Origin of the sequence: Phenylobacterium sp. (genome assembly GCF_041691455.1) — a bacterium.
GTDB lineage: Bacteria > Pseudomonadota > Alphaproteobacteria > Caulobacterales > Caulobacteraceae > Phenylobacterium.
Genome location: NZ_JBEPUO010000005.1, coordinates 221,848 through 241,681, shown reverse-complemented (window position 1 = coordinate 241,681; position 19,834 = coordinate 221,848). Strand labels below are relative to the sequence as shown.

Genomic DNA, 19,834 nt, shown 5'->3' with positions numbered 1-19,834 from the left:
CCGAATCACGCGAGGTCGCTGATTCGGTCCTGATTCGTTGCGCCCGTGTTCCGCTTCTTCACCATGCCGCTTAAGCCCGGCCGGACCTTCCGCCCGCGGACGGGCTTGTCTGGTCGACTGAAATGCACTAATTACTGACTGGTCAGTTATTTCTGAGGTCAGACATGCTCGATCCCGGCGAGCCGAAGTTCCGCCGCCGCAAGGCCGACCGGCCGGGGGAGATCGTGCACGCGGCCATGGCGGTGTTCGCCGAGCGCGGCTTCGCGGCCGCCAAGCTCGAGGAGATCGCCAAGCGCGCCGGCGTCTCGAAGGGCGCGCTCTACCTCTATTTCGAGACCAAGGAAGAGATCTTCCGCGCCGTCGTCGACCAGGCCATCGCCCCCAACATGCAGCTGATCCGGGCGATGATCGCCGCCCACCCGGGCCCCTTGAGCGACCTACTGCGGTTGGTCGCCGGGCGGATCGGGATCCTGATGGAGACCCTGCCGGTCGGCGGGGTGGTGAAGATGGTGATCGCCGAGGCCGGCAATTTCCCCGAACTTGCCCGGGTCTGGCATGACGACCTGGTGGCCGTGGCGCTGGGCGGCCTGACCGAAGCCATCGCCGCGGCCCAGGCGCGCGGCGAGGTGCGCCAGGGCGATCCCCGCACCTTCGCCCTCGAAGTCATCTCGCCGATGCTGGTGGCCCTGATCTGGCGCGAGACCTTCGTGCCGGTGGGCGCCGAGCCCTTCGACCTTCCGGCTGTGGCCCGTCAGCACATGGAGGTGATGATCGACGGCCTCGCGGCCAGGGAGGCCCGGCCATGACCCGCCAAAGGCTGCTTGTTGTGGTGTTGCTGCTCGTCGCCGTCGCGGTGATCGCGGCCCTGCTGATCATCCCGAGGTTTGGCCGGCCCGCGGTGCTCAGCGGCTATATCGAAGGCGAGCCGCTCTATCTGGCCGCCCCCATCGCCGGGACCGTGAAGGCCATGTACGTGGTCCGCGGCCAGGACGTGGCGGCCGGCGCGAGGCTGTTCGTGGTCGATCCGCAGCAGTCGCTGGCGGCGCGCGACCAGGCGGCCGCCCAGGTCGCCGGGGCCCAGGCCCAGGCGGTCGACGCGCGCAAGGGCCAGCGCCCGCTGGAGCTGGCGGTGCTGGACGCCAACATCGCCGCCGCCGAGGCCAAGGCCCGCGACGCCGAGGCGACCCTGCGCCGGGTCTCCGCCCTCGCCGCCCGGGGCTTCGATTCCAAGGCCGCCCTCGACGACGCCGCGGCCAACGCCCAGGCCGCCGCAGCCGACGTCAAGGCCGCGAGGAAGCAGCGCGACGTGGCGACCCTGGGCGCGCGCGCCGACCAGATCCGCGCCGCAGACGCCAAGGTCAGCGAGGCCCAGGCCGGGCTTACCGGCGCCGCCGCCCGGCTCTCCGACAACGCCCCCCTCGCCGTCTCCGCCGCGCGCGTCGAGGACGTCTTCTTCCAGCAGGGCGAATGGGCGCCGGCCAACCAGCCGATCCTGTCGCTGCTGCCGGACGAGCGGATCAAGGTCCGGTTCTTCGTGCCGGAGGCGCAGCTCAGCGCCTATCGCGTGGGGGCCACGGTGCGGTTCTCCTGCGACGGCTGCGCCAAGGGCCTCACCGCGAAGATCGCCTACATCTCGCCTCGGCCCGAGTTCACCCCGCCGGTGATCTACAGCCGCGAGGCGCGCGACCGGCTGGTCTACCTGATCGAGGGCCACCCCTCGGCCCGGCTCAACCCCGGCCAGCCGGTGGACGTCGAGCCCCTCGGGGAGCCGCTCAAGTGACCGCCGAGGCGTCCTGGGCCATCGACGTGGCCGGGCTGAACAAGAGCTTCGGCGACAAGCACGTCGTGCAGGACTTCTCGATCCAGGTCGCGGAGGGCCGGATCTGCGGCTTCCTCGGTCCGAACGGCTCGGGCAAGACCACGACGCTGCGCATGCTCTGCGGCCTCTTGACCCCCGACTCGGGCTCGGGGACCTGCCTCGGCTTCGACATCATCGGCCAGTCCGAACAGATCAAGCGCCAGACCGGCTACATGACCCAGCGGTTCTCGCTCTACGAGGACCTGACCATCGCCGAGAACCTGGAGTTCACCGCCCGCGTCTACGGCCTCGACCGGCGCGCCGAGCGGGTGGACCGGGCGATCGCGCGGCTCGGCCTCAGCAACCGCCGCGACCAGCTGGCCGGCAGCCTGTCCGGCGGCTGGAAGCAGCGGCTGGCGCTGGCCTCGGCGACCCTGCACGAACCGAAGCTGCTGCTGCTCGACGAGCCCACCGCCGGCGTCGATCCAAAGGCGCGGCGCGACTTCTGGGACGAGATCCACGACCTCGCCGGCCAGGGCCTGACCGTGCTGGTCTCGACCCACTACATGGACGAAGCCGAGCGCTGCCACGAGATCGCCTACATCAGCTACGGCAAGCTGATCGCCCGCGGCACGGCGCAGGACGTGGTCAAGGGCTCCCACCTGGTCACCTTCCACGGGGAAGGCCCCGAGGTCGGCAAGCTGGCGCACGAGCTGCAGGGCAAGCCCGGCGTCGAGACGGTGGCGCCCTTCGGAGCGGCCGTGCATGTCAGCGGGACCGACCGCCGCGCGCTGGAGGCCGCCATCGCGCCCTGGCGCAAGGCGCCTTACCGCTGGAGCGAGGTCGAACCGACGCTCGAGGACGTGTTCATCCAGCTAATGGGCCAGGCGGAGGACAACTTCGCATGAAGGGCTTCTCTCCCGGCCGCGTCGCCGCGGTGATGATCAAGGAGTTCAAGCAGCTCACCCGCGACCGGCTGACCTATGCGCTGATGCTGGGCCTGCCGGTGATCCAGCTCCTGCTGTTCGGCTATGCGATCAACACTGAGCCGCGCCACCTGCCGACCGCGGTGCTGGTGCAGGAGGACAGCGTCTTCGCCCGCTCGATCGTCAGCGCCATGCACCACAGCGCCTACTTCGACCTGGTCGCCCAGGCCCGCTCGCCGGCCGAGCTCGACGAGATGATCCGCCAGGGCCGGGTGCAGTTCGCGGTGACCATCCCGGGCGACTTCACCCGGCGCGTGGCCCGCGCCGACCAGCCGCAGGTGCTGGTGGAGGCCGACGCCACCGACCCCTCGGCGACCAGCGGCGCCGTGGCCGCGCTCGCCGCCCTGCCCGTCCAGGCGCTGGCCCACGACCTGAAGGGCGCGCTCAACGCCCGCGGCCAGGGCCTGCCACCCTTCGAGGTGGTGGTCCACGCCCGCTACAATCCCGAGGCCATCACCGCCTACAACATCGTGCCGGGCCTGCTGGGCGTGATCCTCTCCCTGACTCTGGTGATGATGACGGCGCTCAGCGTCACCCGCGAGACCGAGCGCGGCACCATGGAAAGCCTGCTGGCCACCCCGGTCGAGCCGCTGGAGGTGATGGCCGGCAAGCTCGCGCCCTATGTGGTGATCGGCCTGATCCAGACGGTGATCATCCTCGTCCTGTCGCGGTTCCTGTTCGGAGTGCCGATGGAGGGCGGCTGGACGGGCCTGTCGATCGGGGTCGCGCTCTTCATCGTGGGCTCGCTGGCGCTCGGCTTCCTGATCTCCACGGCGGCGCGCTCGCAGCTGCAGGCCATGCAGATGAGCATCTTCTATATCTTCCCCTCGATCCTGCTTTCCGGATTCATGTTTCCGTTCCGTGGGATGCCGGTCTGGGCTCAGGTTCTGGGCGAGGCGATACCGGTCACCCATTTCCTGCGCGTGGTGCGCGGCGCGCTCCTCAAGGGCCAGAGCCTGGGCGACATCTGGCGCGAACTCCTGGCGCTGCTGGCCTTCGTCTGCGTGGTCACGGCTCTGGCCATGGCGCGCTACCGGCGGACGCTGGACTAGGAGGTCTCGCCCGCCGATTCGCGCTATGCGCGAGTCCTTCCCCAAATACTAACGTATGGGTTGTGTTTTGGATGGAAGAGTCGCCTCCATTGGGAAAAGGGAGGCGACCGATGACCACCACCATCACCGCCGAAATGTTTTCCGGGCGGCCCAATCCAACCTGGCTCCTGACCGAGGCCGAGGAAGCTCAGCTTAACGAGCGGCTTGCCGGCCTGAGGACCGTCACACAGCAGCGCTCCAGCGGCGCCTTTGGCGGACTGGGCTATCGGGGCATGGCGATCAGCCGCGCGCCGAACCACCCGCACGGCCCCCTCGACCTGCGGATTCATGAAGCCATTGTCGAGCAAGGCCCAAACTCGCCCAATCTGGTCGACGACGCCGAGATCGAGCAGTGGCTCGCAGGCCTTGGCCGCAGCCACATCCCCGAAGCTGCGCAGGCGCACTTCGCCGCGGCGCTACGCCGGGAGCCCGATCTGGCCTTCAAGCCGCCGCACGTGATTGGCAAATGCCCGGCGTGCCACGCGGTGGACGCGCCCGCTTACAATCCGGGCCTGTGGAACGTGCCGAACGTCCAGCCGTACAACAACTGCTACAACTACGCGAACAACCAGATCACCAACACCTTCGCCCAGCCTGGGCGGGCGACCGGTCATCCGGCCGCCTCCATGGCCTGCAAGCCCGTAGAGGCCGGCGCCGTCTCGGACGGCCTTATCCCATCTGCGAACTTCACCGCGCCGCTGGCCGCGGACCACGGCTGGTACGTCGCCCTGGTGATCTGGCCGAACGCCGACTACCACTGGTACCGCCAGGACAAGGTCGGCTGCTGGTCGCACAAGCCCGGCCAGACGGCCGTGCGCAACGTCGACAATGCGGGGCACGCCATTACCGACCCGAAGACCTGCGACCGCGGGCCCTACACGGTCTTCTGCACCTATATGATCACCAAGAAGGGCGTGCACATCCGGTGAGCGCCGCAGGGAGCGAGCCATTTCGCACAGCGACGGACCGACGAGCGAGGTTGGCCTCAGTGTCGAGCTGGACGTGCTGTCCGGGGGGCCAAATCCGCGCTGGGAGGTGACCGGCGCGCGGGCGGCCGACCTGCTCGCCCGCCTGATCGCGGCGTCGGGCGAGACCTGGCCGGCGGCGGGCGGTCCGCCGCCCGGCCTGGGCTACCGCGGGTTGGTGGTGCGCGAAACCGGCGCGCCGAACACCGGGCCGTGGCGGCTGTCCTCAGGCGCCGTGGAGCACGATGGCGTGCGCCGTCGCGACGACGGATTGGAAGCCGCCCTCCTGGCCACCCTGCCGCCGGAGCTGAAGGTGCGATTCGGGTCGGTCCTCCCCCCGGCGGCCGGCGGCGCCTAGGCTGACGCCGTAGACGGCCCGCCCCGCCGGCCCTAGACTTTCCCGTCCCTTGAGTTCGTTCCGGGACGCTCCCTCCATGACCGACACGCCTGAGATCGCCGCCGAGCTTCGACGGCGTCTGGCCCATGCCCATGCGCCCTACTCCGGCGTCCAGGTGGCCGCCGCCGTCGAGAGCGAGGACGGGCGGGTCACCTACGGGGTCAATGTGGAGAACGCCGCCTATCCGCTCGGGCAATGCGCCGAGGCCAGCGCCATCGGGGCGGCGGTGACCGAAGGACCCACCCGGCTGACCCGGGTCTATGTCGCCTCATCCCTGCCGGGCCTCGTCTGGCCTTGCGGGGGATGCCGGCAGAAGATCTTTGAACTGGCCGCCGAGGGCTGCGAGGTCGTCAGCCTGGGCGCCGACGGCGAGGTCGGGCGCCAAACGATCGAGCAACTGTTGCCCCTGGGGTTCCGCTTGGAACCGCGCGCGGGGCGCCGCGTCTAACTGCCCGCTTGTCCGACTCTCGCAGCCACCCCAAGTTCTGAATCATGAGCGACCGCTCCACAGGCGTGGCCCCTCCAAGACTGGTGGCGGTGCTGGGTCCCACCAACACCGGCAAGACCCACCTCGCCGTCGAGCGGATGCTGGGCCACGCCTCGGGCATGATCGGCCTGCCGCTGCGGCTGCTGGCCCGCGAGATCTACGACCGGATCGTCAAGCTGCGGGGCCCGCGCTCGGTCGCCCTGATCACCGGCGAGGAGAAGATCGTCCCGCCGCGGCCGCACTACTTCGTCTGCACCGTCGAGGCCATGCCGCTCTCCCGCGAGGTCGAGTTCCTGGCGGTCGACGAGATCCAGCTCTGCGCCGACCCCGAGCGCGGCCATGTCTTCACCCACCGCCTGCTGCATGCGCGCGGGACGGCGGAGACCATGCTGCTGGGGGCCGGGACCATGGCGCCGCTGGTCCGCCGCCTGCTGCCGCACGCCGAGATCGTCACCCGCGAGCGGTTCTCAGCCCTGACCTACGCCGGCCCCAAGAAGCTTACCCGCCTGCCCCGCCGCTCGGCCGTCGTGGCCTTCAGCGCCGACCAGGTCTACGCCATCGCCGAGCTGATCCGTCGCCAGCGCGGCGGCGCCGCCGTGGTCATGGGATCCTTGAGCCCGCGTACCCGCAACGCCCAGGTCGCGCTCTACCAGTCCGGCGAGGTCGACTTCCTGGTGGCCACCGACGCCATCGGCATGGGGCTGAACATGGACGTCGACCACGTGGCCTTCGCCGGGCTGCACAAGTTCGACGGCAAGCGCACGCGCTTCCTCTATCCGCAGGAGGTGGGCCAGATCGCCGGGCGCGCCGGGCGCTACCAGCGTGACGGCACCTTCGGCGTCACCGGCGAGGCCGACGAGATGGACGAGGATCTCGTCCGCTCGGTCGAGGAGCATCGCTTCGAGCCGGTCGCCGGCGCGGAATGGCGCAATTCCAGGCTGGAGTTCGGCTCGCTCCCCAGTCTCCTGAAATCACTGGCCAAGACGCCGGACCGTGAGGGCCTGAAGCTCTCGGCCGAGGCGCTGGACGAGACCACCCTGCGCCGCCTCGCCCAGGACCCGGAGGTCGCCGAACGCGCGCGGGGCCGCCAGGCGATCGAGCGGCTGTGGGAATGCTGCCAGACGCCCGACTTCCGCAAGCTCGCCCTCGATGAGCACACGGGGCTGGCCAAGGAATTCTTCCTGCACCTGACCACCGGGCGCCAGCGGATCCCCGAGGACTGGATCGCGCGGCAATACGCCCAGCTCGACCGCACGGACGGCGAGATCGACACCCTGGCCGCGCGGCTCTCCAGCGTGCGCACCCTGGCTTACGTGGCCAACCGGCCCGACTGGCTGGTCGACCCGGCCGGCTGGCAGGGCAAGATGCGCGGGCTGGAGGAGCGGCTCTCCGACACCCTGCACGAGAAGCTGATGGCCCGCTTCGTCGACCGGCGGACCAGCGCGCTGATGCGGGGCTTAAGGGTCCGCGAGGACATGCTGGCGGGCGTGGCGGCCGACGGCGCGGTGACGGTCGAGGGCCACTATGTGGGCCGGTTGACCGGCGTGCAGTTCGAGGCCGCCCAGGGCTCCTCGGTGCTGGAGGAAAAGGCGCTGCGGGCCGCGGCGACCCATGCGGTGGGGCCCGAGATCGCCCGGCGCCTGGGCCGGCTGGCCGCCGAGCCGGACGACGCCTTCGCGCTCGATCCCGACGGCGTGGTGCTCTGGCAGGGCGAGGCGGCGGGCGTGCTGGCCGGCGGCGAGCCCTTCCGGCCGCGCGTGCGGCTGCTGGGCGAGCTCGGGCCCGAGGCGGCGCGCCAGCGGGCGGCCCAGCGGCTGGAGGCCTTCGTGGCCGGCGAGGCCGGGCGGCGCCTGGGCGGCCTTCGCAAGCTCGAAGCCGCGGTGGCGGACGGCCGGATCAAGGGCCTGGCCCGCGGCCTGGCCTTCCGGCTGCTGGAGGCCGGCGGCGTGCTCGACCGCGCCCAGGTGCGCGCCGAGACCCGGACGCTCAGCCAGGTGGAGCGCCGGATGCTCCGGGGCCTCGGCGTGAAGCTGGGCGCCTTCTCCGTCTACATGCCCGGTCTGCTGCGACCCGAGGCCCGGGCGCTGACCCAGGCCCTGGCGGCGCGCGAGGTCCCCGGCTGGCGGCCCGCCGCCGACAAGCCGAGCCGCCTGCCGGCCCAGGCGCCCTCGCCCCGGGCGCTCGCCGCCTTCGGGCTGCGGGCCGTCGGCGGCCTGGCCGCGCCCGTCGAGCAGCTGGAGCGGCTGGACGAGCTGTTGCGCACCGGGGTCAAGCAGGGTGGCGGCGTGGTGTTCTCCGACCCGGCCCGCGAGGCGCTCGGCTGGAGCTCCGAGGAGGCCCGCGAGATCCTGAAGGGCCTGGGGTTCGCGGCCATCAAGCGGACCGGCGAGGCCACGGCCTGGCGCCGCCGCTTCGAGCGCGAGTTCGCCGTCGAGCACCGCGTCATCGCCGCCCCGCATTCGCCGTTCGCGGCGCTGGCGGCCCTGCAGGGCGAGCCCGCGCCCGCACGGCGCCCGCGCCGCCGCCGCAAGACCGGACAGGCGCGCTCATGACCGACGAGGCCTGCCGCGCGGACGTCTGGCTGTGGCGCGCGCGCTTCTTCAAGACCCGCACCCTGGCGGCGACCTTCATCGACGAGGGCCGCATCCGCCTGACCCGGGCCGGCCACGAAAGCCGCGTCGACAAGCCCGCCCGGCCGGTGAAGGTCGGCGACGCCCTGGTCTTCGCGCTCGGCGGCAAGCTGATCGCCGTGACCGTCGCCGCGCTCGGCGAACGCCGGGGTCCACCCGCGGAAGCGCGAACCCTCTACGCGAAGCTGGACGCCTCATAAAGTTCTTACTATGTTCCAATCCGGGGATATGGGGGCCGAGTTGACTGATCCGCACGACCCGATCGGGGTGGCCAAGCCGCAGGGCTGGTTCTGGTGGCTGGGCGGACGCGCCAGCCGACGGGAATACTGGGTCTATGTCGGCCTGTTGATCCTGCTCAGCCTCGTGCTGCGCTATGCGCCGCCCATCGTCGGGCTGGTGTTCAACATGGTCCTGATCTTCGTCCAGATCCGGCGCCTGCACGACTTTGGCCGATCGGGCTGGTGGGCGGCGGCGGCGATGTTGGCGTCGCTCGTTCCCGCGGCTCCGCTGGTCTTTCTCGCCGGCGAGGGCGTGGCCATCTTGGTCGGCACGGCGATTGCCCTGGTCCTGATAGTCCTGATCGGCGCGCTTCGCGGCGACGTCGGCGACAACCGCTTCGGCCCGCCGCCACTGTTCACGGTCCGGCGCGTGTTCACCGGCCGTTGAGACCCTGGGCCGGCTTAGAGATTTCTTCGAAGGGCCGTGAGGACCCGCGGCATTGACATCGACCCGCCGGACCGTGAAAAACCCGCGCCCTACCTCGCCGCTCCCGGAGGCCGCTCCCGCGCCATGACCTACATCGTGATGGATCCCTGCATCAAATGTAAGTTCATGGACTGCGTGGAAGTGTGCCCCGTCGATTGCTTCTACGAGGGCGAGAATTTCCTGGCGATCAATCCGGACGAATGCATCGACTGCGGCGTCTGCGAGCCGGAATGCCCGGTCGACGCGATCAAGCCCGACACCGAAGACGACCCGGACGGCAAGTGGCTGCGGATCAATTCCGAATATTCGAAGGCCTGGCCCAATATTACGGTGAAGGGCGAGGCCCCCGCCGACGCCGAGGCCTTTGAGCGCGAGACCGGCAAGCTTGAGAAATACTTCTCCGAGAAGCCCGGCCGCGGCTCCTGAGCCCCAGCCGAGCGGCATTCGCGTGGCGGTCGCCCTGCGGGGGCAACCCTTTCATTCGGCTTAATTTTATGATACCGTTAGGGACGATGTGGCGCTCAGGCTCTTCGCCTTGCCCGTCGTTTTGAGAGTAGTGCCGTTCCGGCGCGGTCCATGAGGGATAGCTCCGGCGACAGGCGAAGGGTGTCTTAAGAGGTTACTTCCGCTCCAAACGACGATGCCGCCGCGACGCCTTTCGCGGAGAGCATGGCCTTGTCGCTTGGCGCAAACGCGTCAGCGGTCCGAGAACAGTCCGGACCCGCATTTTTGAGAGGGTTTCTCGATGAGCAAGAACGGTCACGATTTCTCGGTTGGCGATCACGTCGTCTACCCGGCGCACGGCGTCGGTCAGGTGCAGGGAGTCGAAACCCAGGAAGTCGCCGGCCTGAAGCTCGAAGTCTATGTGATCACCTTCGACCACGAAAAGATGACGCTGCGGGTGCCGACCGCCAAGGCGCGCACCGCGGGCCTCCGGGCTCTGGCCGAGACCAATGTCGTGACCCAGGCGCTGACGACCCTGAAGGGCCGCGCGCGGGTGAAGCGCACCATGTGGTCGCGCCGCGCCCAGGAATACGAAGCCAAGATCAACTCCGGCGACCTGATCTCCATCGCCGAGGTGGTGCGCGACCTGCACCGCGCCGAGAACCAGCCGGAACAGTCCTATTCCGAGCGCCAGCTCTATGAGAGCGCGCTCGACCGCATGGCCCGCGAAGTCGCCGCCATCGAGCGCATCGACCGCGATGCGGCCATCGGCATCCTCAACAAGTCGCTGATCAAGGCGGTCGCCGCCTAACTCGGCCGAACCTCGGATTTCTCGGAAACGCCCGGCCTCACCGCCGGGCGTTTTCGTCTGGGGGCCGGGTTGTGGGCCGGCGCCGCGGGGCGCAAGCTCAGACCGACCTTCAGTGTGGGAGACGGTTCGATGGCCGACGACGCCGGCGCGATCGCCAGGGACGCCCGCGAACGGGCCTATTCCACGCCGCTGGAGGACTTCCAGGTCGCCGACGTGAGCCACTTCACCAGCGACACCCACTGGCCCTGGTTCGAGCGGCTGCGGCGCGAGGATCCGGTCCACTACTGCCCCGACAGCGAGTACGGGGCCTATTGGTCGGTGACCCGGTTCCAGGACATCGTGGCCGTCGATTCCAACCACGAGGTGTTCTCCTCGGATTCCGCGCGCGGCGGCATCATGATCGCCGACGCCTTCGAACCCAGCGCCGACTCCAGCTTCATCGCCCTGGACCCGCCCGATCATGACGCCCAGCGCCGGGTGGTGACGCCCACCTTCTCCTCCGCCGGCATGGCGGCGATGGAGCCGCTGATCCGCGAGCGCGCCGCGGCGATCCTCGACGAGCTGCCGGTCGGAGAGACCTTCGATTTCGTCGACAAGGTCTCCGTCGAGCTGACCAGCCAGATGCTCGCCACCCTGTTCGACTACCCTTTCGACCAGCGGCGCAACCTGCCGAAGATCTCCGACATGGCGTTGTCCGGCCCGCCGCAGGCCGACATGACCCTGGAAGAGCTCGCGCAGCGGCAGGCTGCCTTCATGCCGATGGTCATGCCGTTCATGGCGCTCTGGGACGCCCGCAAGGACGGCCCGCCGGCGAGCGACCTGATCTCGCTCCTGTCGCACGACCCGGTGACGCGCAAGGACGACAACCCCGAGCGCTACTTCGGCAACATCATGCTGCTGACCGTGGCCGGCAGCGACACCACCCGCCATTCGATCACCGGCGCCTTGATGGCCTTCCAGGACTATCCCGACGCCTACGACCGGCTGCGCGCCAACCCGGCGCTGCTCGAGTCCGCCGTGCCGGAGATCGTCCGCTGGCAGAGCCCCGTGGCCCACATGCGCCGCACCGCGACCCAGGACTTCGAGCTTGGCGGCAAGACCATCCGGAAGGGCGACCGGGTGGTCATGTGGTACGTCTCGGGCAACCGCGACGAGGAGGTGATCGCCGAGCCCGACCGGTTCATCATCGACCGCGAGCGGCCGCGCCAGCACGTGGCCTTCGGCTTCGGCATCCACCGTTGCGTCGGCAACCGGCTGGCCGAGATGCAGCTGCGCGTCGTCTGGGAGGAGATCCTCAAGCGCTTCAGGCGCATCGAGGTGGTGGGCGAGCCCCAGCGGCTGAAGTCGAACTTCGTCAAGGGCTACGAGGCCCTGCCGGTGCGCATCGTCGCCTGAGGGCTCCGCCCGACGCGACGCGAAATCCGATCGTCCGGTCAGGCCGGCAGCGGGGTCTCGAGCAGCGCCTCGGGGTCGGCGCCCGGTCCCCGGTCCAATTCCCGCTTCAGCCGCCCGCGGTCGAGGTCGCCCTCCCAGCGGGCGATGACCAGCGTGCCGACGCCATTGCCGATGATGTTGGTGAGCGCCCGGCACTGGCTCATGAAGCGGTCGACTCCGACCAGCAGGCCGAGGGCCGCGACCGGCAGATCGGGCACCACGGCGAGCGTGGCGGCGAGAGTGATGAACCCCGCGCCCGAGACCCCGCTCGCGCCCTTGGAGGTCAGCATGGCCACGCCCAGCAGGGTCAGTTCCTGCTGCCATGAGAGGTGGATATTGGTCGCCTGGGCCAGGAACAGGGTGGCCAGCGTCATGTAGATGTTGGTGCCGTCGAGGTTGAAGCTGTAGCCGGTGGGCACCACAAGGCCGACGGTGCCCTTGCCGGCCCCCAGCCGCTCCAGCTTGGCCATGATCAGCGGCAGGGCGGCCTCGGAGGACGAGGCGCCGAGCACGATCAGCAGCTCCTCGCGGATGTAGCGGAGGAACTTCAGGATCGAGAAACCGGAGAGCGCGGCCACCGCGCCCAGCACCACCAGCACGAAGAGCGCGCTGGTCAGGTAGAAGACGCCGACCAGGGCGCCCAGGTTCTTCAGCGACTCCACCCCGAACTTGCCGAGCGTATAAGCCATGGCCCCGAAGGCCCCGATCGGGGCGAGCCGCACGATCACCCCGATGATCCCGAAGAACACCTTGGCGAGGTCGTCCAGCACGCCCGCGGTCTTGTCGCCGAACGCCCCCATCTTGGTGCAGGCGAAGCCGGTGAGGATGGCGATCACCAGCACCTGCAGCAGGTCGCCGCCGGCGAAGGCCCCCACGAAGGTGTCGGGGATCAGGTGCATCAGATAGTCGACCACGGTCTGGCCGTGCGCGGCCTTGGCGGCGTATTCGGCGACCGCCTTGGGGTCGAGGGTGGCTGGGTCGATGTTGAAACCCTGGCCCGGGTGCATGACCTCGCCGACCACCAGGCCCATGACCAGTGCGAAGGTCGACATCACCTCGAAGTAGATCAGGGTGCGCCCGCCCAGCCGGCCGAAGGCCTTGAGGTCGCCCATCCGCGCGATGCCGGCGGCCACGGTGCAGAAGATCACCGGCGCCACGGCCATCTTGATCAGCTTGATGAAGGCGTCGCCCAGCGGCTTCAGCGAGGCGCCGAAGTGCGGCCAGATCGCCCCGACCGCCAGGCCCAGCACCACGCCGAGCAGGACCTGGACCCAGAGCACGCGGAAATAGCGCAGAAATCCCATCGACCCCTCAGCCCTTGTCCCGGCGTTGGCGCCGACGTGCGGCATAGGCTATCACGCGCTCCGCGTGGCCCGGTAGCTCAGCCGGATAGAGCAGAGCTTTCCTAAAGCTAAGGTCGGGGGTTCGAGTCCCTCCCGGGCCGCCACCTAACAGCCTGAACTTGAGTCACATTTTCGCTGCCGCTTCCGAACGGCGCGACATTTTGTCGATCCATGTGAGCGACGTGTGAGCAAGTCGTGGGCTCTCCCGGCGACTCGGCGCATGCTTTTGGGTGGTATGAGCGAGGTAAGCTGATGGCCAAAACACCTTCCAAACGACCCCCGGGGAAAACGACGCCCGAGCGGCCCCCTGCCAACAAGACTGCGAGCACTGCCAGCAAGGCGATGCGGACAGGGAAGGCAACGCCTAGCGAGATCAGGTAGATGGGTGGCCGCATTGAGTCAGAGCGCGCCGCTGCTGCCAAGAAGGCGGCCCCCAAAGCCAAGCCCAAGAGTAAGCGCTAGACCGGCTTACCTGCGGCGACATGATCGCATCCCGCTAGGAAGCTACGCACGGCGCTGAGGTAGTAGCGCACCTGCCCTCCGTTTACGCGCATGCACGACGGCCCCTGACCGTTCGCGCGCCAGTCCTCCAGCGTCCGCACGCTGAACTTGAGAAGAGCTGCGACCTCGGCTGTCGTGAGGAGCGGGTCCCAGCCTGGAAGGTAGCCGCCGAGGTCATCCGCCAAGGCCGCCCTCCAGCGGCCAGGTGGGGCGAGACGCGCTCAGATGGGGACCCTCGGTCACTCCATGGGTGTGGCCAAGGCCGGGGGGTAGAGGGGGGAGAGCCGGCCGACCTATCTCGCGCCTACCTCTGTGGACCTCGATCGAAATATTTCCCGCGACCCTCAAGGATTTCCCCTCATGGCGTCCTCGAAGTCTTCCACGCGGATCCCCAGCGCTTGCATCAGCTTGGGATTGGCCGCGAGGGCTGCCGCTGGGGTGTCCCTGAGGAAGGCGTTATTGCCCTGCTTGATTCGGCCAACGGCGAGGTAGCGGGCCGCGAGGGGCGAAGCTGAGGCCACTTCATGCTGCGCCTGCCGATCGAACTGCTGGAATAGGCGGGCCACCAGGGCTCCCCTATCGGCCTCCCCTGTGGCGGTCGTCAGGTTGTGTGCGTCACCATCCACAGCGTCGTTGTACTCGGGGCTGTCGAATAGCTCCTTGAGGGCCTCGCGAATGTGCTGGCCGCCGTCGTCCGTCACCACGCCCCGATACCGCACGAGAGCGTCATAGAGGCTGTGGCCGTCTTCCAGCTTGATGTCGCGCATGTCCTCGTGGGCTCCCCCAAGGGCCGGCGATTTCAAGCCAGGCGCATAGCCGGTTACCTGATAGAGCCGGTCCAACTCATCCGTCACCGGATCCTTGGCGTAACTGTTTGCGGTGGTGATTGAGATTGGCAGAAGGCCGAGGCCAGCGTTCCGGATCTTCCTGACGTCCTCCCCCATGACGTTCCGCTGGGGATCCAGCGTGCGGCTCGCCCCCGGCAGCTTGTCGAGGATCGCCTCAAAGGGGTTCCGCACCACGTTCTTGTCTGGGTCCAGGTTGTTGCGGCCAATCTGGGTGATGAAGTTGGGGACGAAGCCGCCGGTCGTCTGGTCCCTCAGCCGCGCCAAATACCCTTGGGCCTCCTGAGGGCTGCCCCCAAAGGACAGCAGATCCGCGACACCCTGCATCGCCGCCTGGTCCTTGAAATACTGAGCCAGGGCGGCCACGCCGGCAAAGGTCGCGCTCTCGTTGTCGAGTTGCGTATGGACGCTCCGATCGTAGATGGCCGCGGGGATCGCCAGGAGGTTCCCCACCACGTCCATTCGATTGAAGCTCACCCATTTGTCCCCAAGGCGGATGGAGTAGGGCTGGAAGCCCTGCGCCTCCCACACCTCCCGGTCCTTCTGCTGCGATGGTCCGGGGCCGGTGAGGAGGCCCGCTCTGGCCAAGGCGTAACCGCCTAGGAGTGTCGAGGCCCCCATGAGGACACGCCCATACGCTTCCGCTTGGGCGGGTGCGCCGGCCGCACCGGAGAGTTCCTGTTGGGTTTCCCTGAAGAGGAGGCCCACGGGGGTCCGCCTTATCCCCTCGCCTATCGCGTTGGCCGGGACGGTGAAGATCGGCAGGACGAAGCGGCTCTCCGGGAAGTTGGTCCGCATGGTGCGGATGAGGTCATTGAAGCGCGAGACGATGGGCTGGCTCTCACCCCCAACCTGTTTGATGAGCGTAGTGCGCTGGCTGGAGGCCAAGGCCTGAGGATCCGTCGCCGCCCACGTCACCTCATCGGTGGAGTGCATGAGGCGGTCGCGGATGAAGGCGCTCGCTTCGTCGCCGGTGAGCCCCTTTTGAGCCGCCTCCAGGAGCGCACTGGCCCTCACCTCTCCGAGGTAGGAGAGCCGTTGGGCGAACTCATTCACCCCACCATGCAATGCGTGGATCCACTGCGGAAAGACGTTGACCACGTTCGCCAGCATCCACGGGTAGGAGCCCGCGTTGAGGAGCCCAGGAGGCTTCCCCGTAGCGGCTTCGATGAGGCCCGCCGGGATGGTCTTCACCCTGAGGTCGTAGAGGCTCGCTGACTGGAGAAGCTGGTTGCCCTGCATGGTTGCGCGCACGCCGGCCCTTAGTGCGTCCCCTACGGCTCCCAGCGTCTGGACGTAGGCCATGGGAGCCTGAGATGCGGACCTGAGGAGATCTTGCCGCGTAGCGTGGTCGAGGAACGGGTTGAGCGCCGCAGCATAGCCCCCGGTGGTCCGCTCAAGCGTCCTGAGGCCACCGATGATCGCAGGGCCGAGGGCGTCCCTCAGGAAGGTTGCCGGGCCGGAAATGATGGCGGCGGTGAAGAAATTGGCGAAGCTCGTGCGGAGCGCCAACCACTTCCCCGGCATGAACGTGAGGCCCTTCAGGAATGCGTCCCTGAGGGCGGGATCCCCTTGGGTGTACTTCCACGCATCCACCCACTGTTGCAGCTCCGCCTTGTCGCGCGGAAGCCTCGGCAGGCCATCGACGGGATTGGTCGGAGGGTGGTCGAAGGTGGGGCGGAAGAAGCCCTCCAGGTAGGCGTCCGCATCGGGCAGCCCCGCCACTCTCAGCGTGGATCCCGCGGCGCTCTTGAAGTCTGCCACGGCCTGACTGAGCGTGACGATGTTATGGACCGCCTCCAGGACGCCCCTAAGGTCCGGGTGAGCGTCGGGAAGCTGGCTCCAAGTCCGAGTGGGCGTCCAAGAGCCCGTCCACGGTGGAGGCCGCTCGCGCATAGACCGTGCGGACAGTGGCCATCACCTCGGGCAGTTGCTTGGCGTCGCCGGCCACATGTGCCGCGTAGGCGATCATGTCAGCGGGGTCCCACCCGATGGCGTCCGCATTGGCCTTGGCCGCCGTCATCACCGCTTCATCGCTGAGGGCCTCGCCCCGCTCGGGCAGTTGGTCGGCCAGAGCGCGAAGGAAGGGGCCAACGTCGTAGGGCGCGCCCAACGTGGAGAGCTTCCAACTGCCGGCCGGATGGGACGCCGTAGTGTCAGTGAGGTTCTCCGCGTCGAAGCGGTTGGCGTCCACATCGTCCTTGAAGCCCTGTAGGGACTCCTTGTCGATGACGCCCACGACACGGGAGCCGCCCTGAGGGTCCTCCTCCTTGAAGATCATCGGGGCAGCCGGCGGGGTGTCCTCCCGCCTCGCGAAGGCGCGGCCCAGACCGGCGTCATCCGCCGCCGCCTTGGTGGCGGCCTCCACCGGGATCTTCCCCGCGGGCGTGAGGGGATGGGTGCTGGGATCTACGCGTTCGGCCGCACCGGACGCCTCCAGGGCCGCGTTGGCATCCTTGTAGGTGTCTCCCCCCACCTCCAGCCCATCGCCATGTCGGGTCCCTTGTGGAAGGGCTGATTGCAGCGGCGCGGGTCTCTCCTCGCCGGTGGCCATTGTCGGCGCGTCTTGAGCGGTCGCCGCGGCGTCCGTCGGGGCCGCCCCCTTGGTTGCCTGAGTGGGGTTTTCTTGGGCTTGGAAGCGAGCCTCTGTGGTGCGGGCTGAGGCGAAGGCCCGATCAAGGTTGTCGGACGCGGCTTCCGCTGGGGTGGCCTCGGATACCCGCGTGGGGGGCTTGGCCTTGATGTAGCTGGAGAGCAAGCCGATGAGCGGCTCAGCGACGACGTTGACGGCCGCCCCTTCGAGCCCCTGCTTGACGCGCTCGCCCGGATCCTGGGTGTCTGCCGTGATGGCCGTGGCGAGGCCCATCTTGGCGGAGGACGCGAGGAGCTGGGCCACGCGGGGAACGATCGAGGTGGCTGCCTTGGCTTCGCCTCCGCCCGTCAGGAAACTCCCGGCGATGGCGACCGCTTGGGTGGTCCCCTGGTTGATGCCTGGATCGCCCACCTGGCCGAGGCTGGAGCGTGCCGAAAGGGTATCCGCTAGGGACGCCCCACCGTTCATCCGCTTGGCTGCGGTGGCGGCCTGGAGGGCTGGCCCTACTGGGGTGCTGCGGAGGAAGGAGGGGGAGATGTTGTCGGTGGCCCACTTATCCACATCCGCCAGCGTGTCGAGGGTTCCGCCTACGATCTGGCCGGGGGCGCGGAGGATGGCCGCGGGGACTGTCTGGGCAACCTTGGCCCCTAGAGCGGCTGCCCCAGAGGCTTGGCCGGCTACGTAGTTCGAGGCGCTCTCAACGGCCGAGCCCATGCGGTCCAGGAGGGATGGGGCCTTGGGCGGCGGGACGACTGGAGCCGAGGGGGTTAGGTCAATGCGAGGCCTGCCGGCGGAACCTTGTGGGGGAACCGAAGGGGGCCGATTGGCCTGCTCCTCCTGCATTGCGGCAAGTTCGGCTAGAGAGTCGGAGAGGCTCATCGGGTGGTCCTAGAAATACGCATCTAGGCTGTCGGCAGCCAGGGACGCGCGGCCACGGCTGCTGTGTAGGCGGAGCGATCCGACGAGCCGGTAGCGTCGTCAAGGTGGGTGTTGCCGGAAGCCGTACAGCCGATGTTGTCGCCGGTTGTGATGATGTCGATGACGTTGGCCACGTTGTTGTTGACGACGCCGCTGATGCAACCGTCCCGCAGATTGATAACAGCGGAGAAGTCGAAGCCCTGGACCCAATTGTCCTGGATGACCGGAACGTCGCCGTCCGCGATGCTGATCGCGTTGGTGTAGGTGCCGAAGCAGGCGTTGCCGATCACGGAGACGTTGTCCGTATGCTCGATAAAGATGAACTGTGTTCCGCTGCCGGTGTCGCGATCCAGATTGTTGTAGCTGATGACCCAGTCGGACGAACGACGCCCGCCGCCACCGACCGAAGCCCCCCACTGGTAACTGTCGGGGTGGCCGTCTGGGTCATCGGTGGCCGGACGGGTGTTGTAGTTAAACATGAACCTGTTCAGCACGCCGCCGCTTCCCTGGACGCCGAGGAAAATCGCCCCGTTGTCTGAGATGTCTGAGAGGTGAGTGTTGGTGACCACCACGTTCTCAGAGTTGGCCGAGCTGATGCCCGCGCCCTTACCTGGGATCGTGTTGTTCGTGACCTTCACGTTCGTTGAGGCGTTGACGAGGATGCCCAGGCCGGACGTACCGGTCAGTTGACCTCCGTCAATCCAGATGCGGTCACAACTGTCCATTCCAAAGGAGCCTTGGCTCCCGCCGACTTTCCCAGACGTGGTCGTCCAGTCTTTCCAGATGAGGCCTTGGCTTCCGTCCATGAACACGTAGTCGGCCGTTGCTTCACTCACGGCGCGAACCGTGACGAAGTCGCTGACGAAGATGCCGTTCAGGAACATATCGAGGCCGCCGCCACCGGCTGACCAGTCGCTGCCATCACAGACGATATAGGCCGGAGCGGTCGCCGCATGGATTGCGTCCCAGAGGCCAGCGCCGCCGGTGAGGACGGTGGGGGTCAGCACGCGAATGGGGAAGGCGGGGAAGTCCGTCGCCCCGTTGGAGTCCGTCCAGGTCATCACGATGCCCGTCTTGTTCTCGGCCGTGGTGCAGGTTCCTTGGATGCCATTGGTGGCGTGACAGGTCAGCCCCGCAGGCAGCGTGCCGGCCGTGATCGACCAGGAGCCAGAGCCGCCGCCCGGACTGACCACATTGGGCTTAAACAGGTAGTCATAGCCCACTGCGGCCTGCGGCAGCGGATCCCCGAACAGAAGGGCAGTCCCGCCACCTCCGCCGGCCGCGGCCGTGATCGTGATGGAGAAGGTGCCAAGGCTCGCCGCCCTTCCATCGGCATCCGTGACACTGATGTTCAAGCCCGAGACGGTAGCCTCCGTGGCGGCCGTCCCTGCGATACCCCCCGTTGAGGTGCTGAAAGTCCAGCCGGCCGGCAGCGAGCCGGTCAAAGCGAAAACCTTAGTGCTGCGCCCACCGCTGGCCGTGGGGGTGAAGGTGTAGGCGTCACCAACCGCGAGCGTCGAGGTGGGCGTCCCCAAGATCGTCAAGGGATCGGCCACGTGGAAGGTCACGGGGATGTCGATGTGGACTGGGATTCCGGCGCTGTCCGTCACTCGCAGCGTCACCGCCACATCCCCAACAGCCTGGGTGGGGTTGGACGCCGAGATCAGCCCCGTGGACGTATCCTGGCTCAGCCCCGTGGGGAGCGTCCCTGTCTGCACGGACCAGGTGAACGGGGCCTTGCCGCCGCTCCTGAAGGGCTGCCAGCTATAGGCCTGCCCGCGGGTGACCGGATCGGGGACCCCGGAGGCTGCCAAGATGGAGATGGTCGCTCCAAACCATCCTCCTGCCATACGGCCGAGTGCGTCAGGCTGATTTATCCAGGGCAT

Annotated in this window: 18 protein-coding genes and 1 tRNA gene; 14 read left to right on the top strand and 5 right to left on the bottom strand. The window is 68.3% G+C overall.

All coding sequences use genetic code 11. The features are described from left to right. Positions 1-164 precede the first annotated feature (164 nt). The 13 genes from ACESMY_RS10675 to ACESMY_RS10615 all read left to right on the top strand — a co-directional run bounded on the left by ACESMY_RS10675 (position 165) and on the right by ACESMY_RS10615 (position 11,709). Entirely contained in the window at positions 165-806 is a 642-nt protein-coding gene (locus tag ACESMY_RS10675; protein WP_372784568.1) for a TetR/AcrR family transcriptional regulator, read from the top strand. Beyond that, positions 803-1,780: an HlyD family secretion protein gene (locus tag ACESMY_RS10670; RefSeq protein ID WP_372784567.1), complete on the top strand. Its 978-nt coding sequence runs from the start codon at positions 803-805 to the stop codon at positions 1,778-1,780. Before ACESMY_RS10675 ends, ACESMY_RS10670 begins: the two co-directional genes overlap by 4 nt. Next, positions 1,777-2,706 carry an ABC transporter ATP-binding protein gene (locus ACESMY_RS10665; protein ID WP_372784566.1) on the top strand — a complete coding sequence of 310 codons (930 nt, stop codon included), beginning with the start codon at positions 1,777-1,779 and terminating at the stop codon, positions 2,704-2,706. The genes ACESMY_RS10670 and ACESMY_RS10665 overlap by 4 nt, the downstream gene beginning before the upstream one ends. After that, a complete protein-coding gene (locus tag ACESMY_RS10660) occupies positions 2,703-3,836 on the top strand; it encodes an ABC transporter permease (protein ID WP_372784565.1) in 1,134 nt (377 codons plus the stop codon). Before ACESMY_RS10665 ends, ACESMY_RS10660 begins: the two co-directional genes overlap by 4 nt. Positions 3,837-3,946: 110 nt before the next feature. Next, positions 3,947-4,804, top strand: a complete 858-nt coding sequence (locus tag ACESMY_RS10655) for a hypothetical protein (RefSeq protein ID WP_372784564.1) — start codon at positions 3,947-3,949, stop codon at positions 4,802-4,804. A 73-nt stretch (positions 4,805-4,877) separates the two neighbouring features. Beyond that, complete coding sequence (locus ACESMY_RS10650; protein WP_372784563.1) at positions 4,878-5,198, top strand: hypothetical protein; 321 nt, start codon at positions 4,878-4,880, stop codon at positions 5,196-5,198. A gap of 76 nt (positions 5,199-5,274) precedes the next feature. Next, on the top strand, positions 5,275-5,685 hold the full coding sequence (gene cdd, locus ACESMY_RS10645) for a cytidine deaminase (RefSeq protein ID WP_372784562.1): 411 nt from the start codon (positions 5,275-5,277) through the stop codon (positions 5,683-5,685). A gap of 44 nt (positions 5,686-5,729) precedes the next feature. Next, positions 5,730-8,276: a helicase-related protein gene (locus ACESMY_RS10640; protein WP_372784561.1), complete on the top strand. Its 2,547-nt coding sequence runs from the start codon at positions 5,730-5,732 to the stop codon at positions 8,274-8,276. Continuing rightward, positions 8,273-8,554 (top strand): RNA-binding S4 domain-containing protein, encoded by a 282-nt coding sequence (locus ACESMY_RS10635; RefSeq protein ID WP_372784560.1) that lies wholly within the window; start codon positions 8,273-8,275, stop codon positions 8,552-8,554. Before ACESMY_RS10640 ends, ACESMY_RS10635 begins: the two co-directional genes overlap by 4 nt. A 40-nt stretch (positions 8,555-8,594) precedes the next feature. Next, the gene (locus ACESMY_RS10630; RefSeq protein WP_372784559.1) at positions 8,595-9,020 is read left to right on the top strand and encodes a DUF805 domain-containing protein; all 426 of its coding nucleotides are present in this window, start codon (positions 8,595-8,597) and stop codon (positions 9,018-9,020) included. 123 nt (positions 9,021-9,143) lie between these two features. Further along, complete coding sequence (fdxA, locus tag ACESMY_RS10625) at positions 9,144-9,485, top strand: ferredoxin FdxA (RefSeq protein WP_372784558.1); 342 nt, start codon at positions 9,144-9,146, stop codon at positions 9,483-9,485. A gap of 319 nt (positions 9,486-9,804) precedes the next feature. Beyond that, positions 9,805-10,314, top strand: coding sequence for a CarD family transcriptional regulator (locus ACESMY_RS10620; RefSeq protein ID WP_372784557.1), 510 nt, complete (start codon positions 9,805-9,807; stop codon positions 10,312-10,314). Positions 10,315-10,443: 129 nt separating this feature from the next. After that, entirely contained in the window at positions 10,444-11,709 is a 1,266-nt protein-coding gene (locus tag ACESMY_RS10615) for a cytochrome P450 (protein ID WP_372784556.1), read from the top strand. Between the two features lie 38 nt (positions 11,710-11,747). On the opposite strand, the gene ACESMY_RS10610 is transcribed toward ACESMY_RS10615, so the two are convergent. Continuing rightward, positions 11,748-13,052, bottom strand: coding sequence for a dicarboxylate/amino acid:cation symporter (locus ACESMY_RS10610; protein WP_372784555.1), 1,305 nt, complete (start codon positions 13,050-13,052; stop codon positions 11,748-11,750). A 66-nt stretch (positions 13,053-13,118) separates the two neighbouring features. On the opposite strand from ACESMY_RS10610, the gene ACESMY_RS10605 reads away from it, so the two are divergent. Then, positions 13,119-13,195 (top strand) — tRNA-Arg (locus ACESMY_RS10605). A gap of 354 nt (positions 13,196-13,549) precedes the next feature. On the opposite strand, the gene ACESMY_RS10600 is transcribed toward ACESMY_RS10605, so the two are convergent. The 4 genes from ACESMY_RS10600 to ACESMY_RS10585 form a co-directional block, all read right to left on the bottom strand. Continuing rightward, positions 13,550-13,777, bottom strand: a complete 228-nt coding sequence (locus ACESMY_RS10600; protein WP_372784554.1) for a helix-turn-helix transcriptional regulator — start codon at positions 13,775-13,777, stop codon at positions 13,550-13,552. Between the two features lie 159 nt (positions 13,778-13,936). Beyond that, complete coding sequence (locus ACESMY_RS10595; RefSeq protein ID WP_372784553.1) at positions 13,937-16,201, bottom strand: hypothetical protein; 2,265 nt, start codon at positions 16,199-16,201, stop codon at positions 13,937-13,939. A gap of 46 nt (positions 16,202-16,247) precedes the next feature. Continuing rightward, the gene (locus tag ACESMY_RS10590) at positions 16,248-17,744 is read right to left on the bottom strand and encodes a hypothetical protein (RefSeq protein ID WP_372784552.1); all 1,497 of its coding nucleotides are present in this window, start codon (positions 17,742-17,744) and stop codon (positions 16,248-16,250) included. 188 nt (positions 17,745-17,932) lie between these two features. Further along, complete coding sequence (locus ACESMY_RS10585) at positions 17,933-19,834, bottom strand: putative Ig domain-containing protein (protein WP_372784551.1); 1,902 nt, start codon at positions 19,832-19,834, stop codon at positions 17,933-17,935.